Source organism: Acidovorax sp. PRC11, assembly GCF_031844105.1.
Classification (GTDB): domain Bacteria; phylum Pseudomonadota; class Gammaproteobacteria; order Burkholderiales; family Burkholderiaceae_C; genus Paracidovorax.
The window spans coordinates 1-5,146 of sequence record NZ_JAUZUQ010000047.1 but is presented as its reverse complement, the minus strand read 5'-3'; the positions used below and the strand labels follow the sequence as shown (position 1 = coordinate 5,146).

General features: G+C 59.8%; 5 protein-coding genes and 1 pseudogene. 1 reads left to right on the top strand and 5 read right to left on the bottom strand.

What is annotated here, in order from left to right; translation table 11 throughout:
- From Q9R47_RS24115 to Q9R47_RS24105, 3 genes are all read right to left on the bottom strand, one after another.
- A partial coding sequence (locus Q9R47_RS24115) for a hypothetical protein (RefSeq protein ID WP_311235630.1) occupies positions 1-228 on the bottom strand: 228 nt, incomplete at its 3' end.
- 22 nt (positions 229-250) lie between these two features.
- Complete coding sequence (locus Q9R47_RS24110; protein ID WP_311235629.1) at positions 251-469, bottom strand: hypothetical protein; 219 nt, start codon at positions 467-469, stop codon at positions 251-253.
- Complete coding sequence (locus tag Q9R47_RS24105) at positions 469-2,910, bottom strand: LysM peptidoglycan-binding domain-containing protein (RefSeq protein ID WP_311235628.1); 2,442 nt, start codon at positions 2,908-2,910, stop codon at positions 469-471. Before Q9R47_RS24105 ends, Q9R47_RS24110 begins: the two co-directional genes overlap by 1 nt.
- 415 nt (positions 2,911-3,325) lie before the next feature.
- Between Q9R47_RS24105 and Q9R47_RS24100 the strand changes: the two genes are divergently transcribed.
- Positions 3,326-3,880 (top strand): RNA 2'-phosphotransferase, encoded by a 555-nt coding sequence (locus tag Q9R47_RS24100; protein WP_311235627.1) that lies wholly within the window; start codon positions 3,326-3,328, stop codon positions 3,878-3,880.
- On the opposite strand, the gene Q9R47_RS24095 is transcribed toward Q9R47_RS24100, so the two are convergent.
- A complete protein-coding gene (locus Q9R47_RS24095) occupies positions 3,877-4,323 on the bottom strand; it encodes a hypothetical protein (protein ID WP_311235626.1) in 447 nt (148 codons plus the stop codon). The genes Q9R47_RS24100 and Q9R47_RS24095 overlap by 4 nt on opposite strands.
- Before the next feature lie 10 nt (positions 4,324-4,333).
- A pseudogene (locus tag Q9R47_RS24090) lies at positions 4,334-5,146 on the bottom strand (hypothetical protein); the annotation flags it as partial.

Sequence of the window (5,146 nt, the reverse complement as noted above, 5' to 3'; positions counted from 1 at the left end):
GTAGCGTGCGTCGTTGCTCGTGGCCTGCGTCGCCTGGTTCGTGAGCGCCGCCGCCAGGCTCCCGTCCGGCGCCTGCGCCGCACTGCCCGTCACCTTCGGCTGGCGGATGCCCACCACGAAGCCGTTGGCGTCGCGCTGCGTGATCGTGCCCACCGCCGGGCCGCCCTGCCGGGTTATGGAAACAAGCTTTGGCTGGCTGATGAAGTTCTGCAGCCTCTCACTGGCCACGGCGGCAAGTTCATAACACGCTTTAGAACTCGGCAGGTGCTAGAACACGAACACCCGCTGCCAGCATTCTCTCTACTACCTCATCAGCAACCAATTTGTTTTCGATAAGCTTTGCCGCCTTCGCATCGGTATTAACTATCAAATACTGCGGTTCACTGTTAGGTTCGGCAACATTCATAAGTGCCCACTGCGGCGCAGTCCCGTCCCATAAGTATCCATATTGGTGCGCTTGCAATTTCATTATTTACCGCCTGTGACATCCTTGCTGAATCGAACCACATCTTTGCCGACCGGAACAATTTGAGAACTCCGTTGAGGCGAGCCGATCGCTTCAAGGGAGCGCATAAGGTTCATGTCCTGTGGACTTGCCCATGGAGTTCCACCCGGATGCGTATGATAAATCAACATCATGTCCTTCTGTAATGGAACGTCAACTGCTCCCTTTTCGCCTGAGTATAAGAAGTATTGCCCCCCGCGACCGTTTTGGCTGGGACCGAGCTTGTAGGTTACTGCAAACTCGACGTCATGCTTGACCGTCAAGGCTTCCAACTGTGCTGGTGTTGGACGCATTGGCACCGCCACTCCAGCACCACCAGGCAATCCCTCGCCAACTCTTGCACCGTACAAAAGCCTGTCGACCGCGCCGGTTTCAGCAAGCGTTGCAGTTCCTACCTTAGCAACCCGCTCGATTACCGGTTCAGCCGCATTCCTCACAGCCTGCAACTCCGCCACCGTACGGATTCCCGCGCCCAGCACCTTCGCTACTGCCAAGCCTCCTGCCTCGTTTAAAGCTGCTTCAGGCAGGCCTTTGGCGACTTGAGTCCCCCACTGGCTGCCCCGCACCGGGTCCATCCCGCCTAGCGTGGACTGCAGGTAGTTGACAACTGGCGCTTGGCGGGTCACGCCATCCCACTGAGAGAGATACTGGGCTGGGCGGCTACCGATGTTGGCAGATGCCAGGGAATCAGATTCACTCAACCCTCTGGACAACATGCTTTGGTAGCGGAATCCCGCACGAATGTCTCTTGCATCCTGATTGTCCTGCGCAGCCGCAGCCACTCGCTCTGACCGCAGCCGACTCTCCTGTCCAATCGCGCTGGCCCCCAGCTTGCCCGCGCTCATATCCGACAGATCGAAATCCAACACTTGCCCCGGCTGTACCGGCGGCACACCCTGGGCGTTCAGACGGATCGTGCCCTTGGCCAGCATTTGACCGTACATGGCCTGATGCTGCGCGGCATCCAGCCCAGCCGCTGCCAGTGCAGCGATTGGCCCCTGGTTTTTGCCCACCACGGCCTGCCCCAGCATTGCTTGCTCTGGAACCAGGCTGCCGTTGATCATGATGCCGCCGTCGACTTCATTGTTCCACTCTGACAGTGAACTTCTCGATAGGCCAAACCCGTATCTGGAGCGGCCGACCTGAAGTCCATAGGCGCCCCCCATATCGACCGGATCGGTGGCGTTTCGGTACGCTATTTCGCTCGCGCGGAAAGCCTCTTGTGCGCCGGGCATGGTCTCTTGCGCTGGCGTGCCGGAGTTTCTCGCGTAATCCACCAGTGCCTCGCCGAGGACGTTACCGAATGCATCGGTTGCCACCTGCTGAACGCTGATCCGCCCGCCTCTCGCCACCGCGGTGGTGAGCCCTGCAGCAAATCCACTCAGCGTGGCCTTGCCAATCGACTCCAACCCGAACGGCTGGTCGATCCGCACACCGTTCGCGTCCGTCAGTCCAAGCGCATTGTTCATGCCCCAGCCCACTCCAGCACCCGCAGCGCTCGCCGCCACGCTCTTCCAGTTGAAGCTGCTCTGCAGGCCCGTGGCCACGCCGATGCCTTGCGAGAGCACACTGCTCGCAGCTGCCCGGGCCACCGTCACCCCGAGGGTCGTCCCGCCCAGCAGGCTGGTGCCCGCCAGTCCTCCAGACACTCCGCCGCTCAGGGCAGAGAGCGCAACGCCCTTCCAGCTGAAGCCATCCTGTGCACCGATCGCATTGCCGACCGCCTGGCTGACGATCGACCCCATCGCGCCGCCTGCCACGCCGGCCGCTATTCCTGCACCAATGCCAGCCCCGCCTCCCAAGACACCGGCCCCTGCGGCCATGGTGGCGGCAAACCCTCCGCCGGTAGTGGTGCTCGCCAGCGTTGCTGCACCCAGAGCGTTCGAGCCCAGCGAGCCTGCGGCCGCCAGCGCGCCAGCCGTATAGATCGTGACCACGATCGCAACGACGACCATGATGATCGCTCCGATCCCCCCGCACCTTCCCCCATTCGCCGGCACCGGCAGCACCGGATCCATGCTCCCCATCGCCTGGCTCGGGTCGTACGGCTGGAACGTATCCACGCTGTTCGCATTCAGCGACAACTTCGGAACCGTCAGCGTCTGACCCGCCGTCAGCGCCCCGTCGCCGGACACCGCCAGGCTGTTGGCCTCCGCGATGCGCCACCACAGGCTCGCGTCGCCCAGCACGTTGCGGGCGATGTCTTTCAGCGTCTCGCCGCCCACCACCGTGTAGGCGATCGGGTCCATGCTCTTGTGCCGCGGGCGGATCTGCGCGGCCTGCAGCCGGAAGTCGGCCGTGTCCACGTACACCGGGTTGTTGGTCTGTGTCGCGTTCTCCTCGGATGTCGGGGCGTCGCCATAGCGGGCCAGCACCTCGCCGTTGGCGACCAGCTGACGCTGCACGTGGCCGGGGTCAGGGCACTGCCCGTCACCCCGCCCTGGTAGCCTGAGGCCGGGTTGGCGATGCTGCTCTGGACCTCGGTCTTCTCATTGAACCCGCCCTGGCTCACGAACACCGTGGTGCCGCTCGCGTCGTTCACGAACGTGCGGTCGTAGCGTGCGTCGTTGCTCGTGGGCTGCGTCGCCTGGTTCGTCAGCGCCGCCGCGAGGCTCCCGTCCGGGGCCTGCGCCGCGCTGCCCGTCGCTACCTGATAAATTGGAGCGGCAGTGCACTTTTTTGACCGCGCTCCCATAGCGCATACTAGGGAGCCTCTCAAAACCCCGACACCGGACACTCAGTGCTCTTATAAATCAACGAATTACGACACTCCAATTTCCGAATTCGGAGTTTTTGAGAGACGCCCACTAGCAATCCATCATGAACAATAAACAATTCGCCGAGATAAGCAAGTTCCTTAGCTATGTTCTGCGCCACGAGCCACAGGCCATTGGGCTGACTTTGGATAGAGAGGGTTGGGCGGACATTGATGCATTGATCTCGGCCGCAGCGCAGCATGGCCGCAGGCTGAATCGAGAATTGCTTGACTTGGTCGTCTGCACCAGTGAAAAAATGCGGTTTGCGGTTTCTGAAGATGGGGCAAGCATCCGGGCGGTGCAAGGTCACTCGACTGACAGTGTATCGATTAGCTTTGAGGACAATCCACCGCCGCCCCTGCTTTATCACGGCACGGCTACGCGATTTTTAGAATCGATTCGCGCGCAAGGGCTGCTTCCTGGCGCACGGCAGCACGTACACCTCACCGAGAATGTACAGACCGCGATGAGCGTTGGACAACGCTATGGCAAACCGGTGGTACTAACCATTGCAGCGGGCACGATGCACAACAAGGGAATCAAGTTCTACCAAGCACAGAATGGCGTTTGGCTCATACCGACTGTGCCAGTACAGTTTCTCAGCGAAAGCAGCGGCTAGCGAGGGCGTTCGGCGGACATGTCGCGGGCTTCCTCTGCACGATCTGCAGCACGGTCACGCACAAGCTCGCTATCCCGCATCCAGTCAAACCACGCCGTAAAGTTGGGAAACTGCTCCATCAGCATGCAGTACCTCTCGGCTTTACCGTCCACCATTCGCTGCTGCCAAGGGTTAATCACAACCACAGACGGATCGGATGAACCATCGACTACGAAGCACGCAAGCATATCCTCGTGCCAAGCCTGGGCAAACTGAATCAGTGGCCTGCCGAACGATTCGGACCACATATTATTAGCCTCTACATCAGCAATGATTCCCCATGGCTCGTACCACTCTTTCACTCGTGGAAAAATATCAACGAATTCAAGAAAGCTGACCGGGTAAGCGAAGCCACTGGGTAACTCGCCAGGATCAAGCTTTAATCTAACTTCTCTAATTATCATTTCAGTTCCTTTATCGCCGGCGTTGCGGAGATGTCTGATAAGGAAAATACATTGGATCGACCGGTGCATTCTTGATCAACGGCATAACCGGGCTACCCACTCGGAAAGTCTCTCTGAATTCCCTCCCTTGCTTGAACACCCGGATCAGCGCCGCATCTCCCCAAGTCTTTGCATCATATTGCTCCCAACTGAATCGACGAACCTCCTCCGGCAGCAACGGGTCAGCGCTTCCACGGATAACCACATTCACCTTGTCTGCCTCGTAGAGTTGCCCCGCCGCCAGTCGACGATTGTCGACGCTGGTAAGCCTCCCGTCAGGCATGACCACCACATCCATCGGAACGATGCGCTCGGGTGCCACGCGGGCGGTCTTGCCGGTCGTGTCGAGGTTGTTTACCCCGTCACTCGACATGTAACCCACCGACTTTTGCGAGAAGCGGATGTCCTTCGGATCGATAAGTACCTGCCGCCCACTGGCCACCGACTTGACGTTCCAGTTCGCGTCGAGCTCTACGATACCCTGACGTCGCAGATTCTCGAAATTCTCCATGATCTTGAAGCGCTCCAACGACTCGGGTGAGTAATCGAGACTGATGCGGCCACTACCGTCGATCATCGAACCCACCTCGGGTACCGTGCGTCCACCCCCAGCGCCCAGCCTGGTTCGAACATCTTCAATCTGTTTTTTAATGTCGTATCGATTCAAGGATGTACGCACATCGTCATATCCACCGGTCATGCCGGGGCCCAGCAGCCCCCACGGGTCAGAGATTAGTTGTGCTGCTGCATCGCCTGCGCCGCGCCTTGCAATCTGAGGACGCTG

Coding starts and splice junctions, on each gene's coding strand:
- Q9R47_RS24110 (WP_311235629.1), bottom strand. CDS start 469: ATGAAATTGCAAGCGCACCAATATGGATACTTATGGGACGGGACTGCG.
- Q9R47_RS24100 (WP_311235627.1), top strand. CDS start 3,326: ATGAACAATAAACAATTCGCCGAGATAAGCAAGTTCCTTAGCTATGTT.
- Q9R47_RS24095 (WP_311235626.1), bottom strand. CDS start 4,323: ATGATAATTAGAGAAGTTAGATTAAAGCTTGATCCTGGCGAGTTACCC.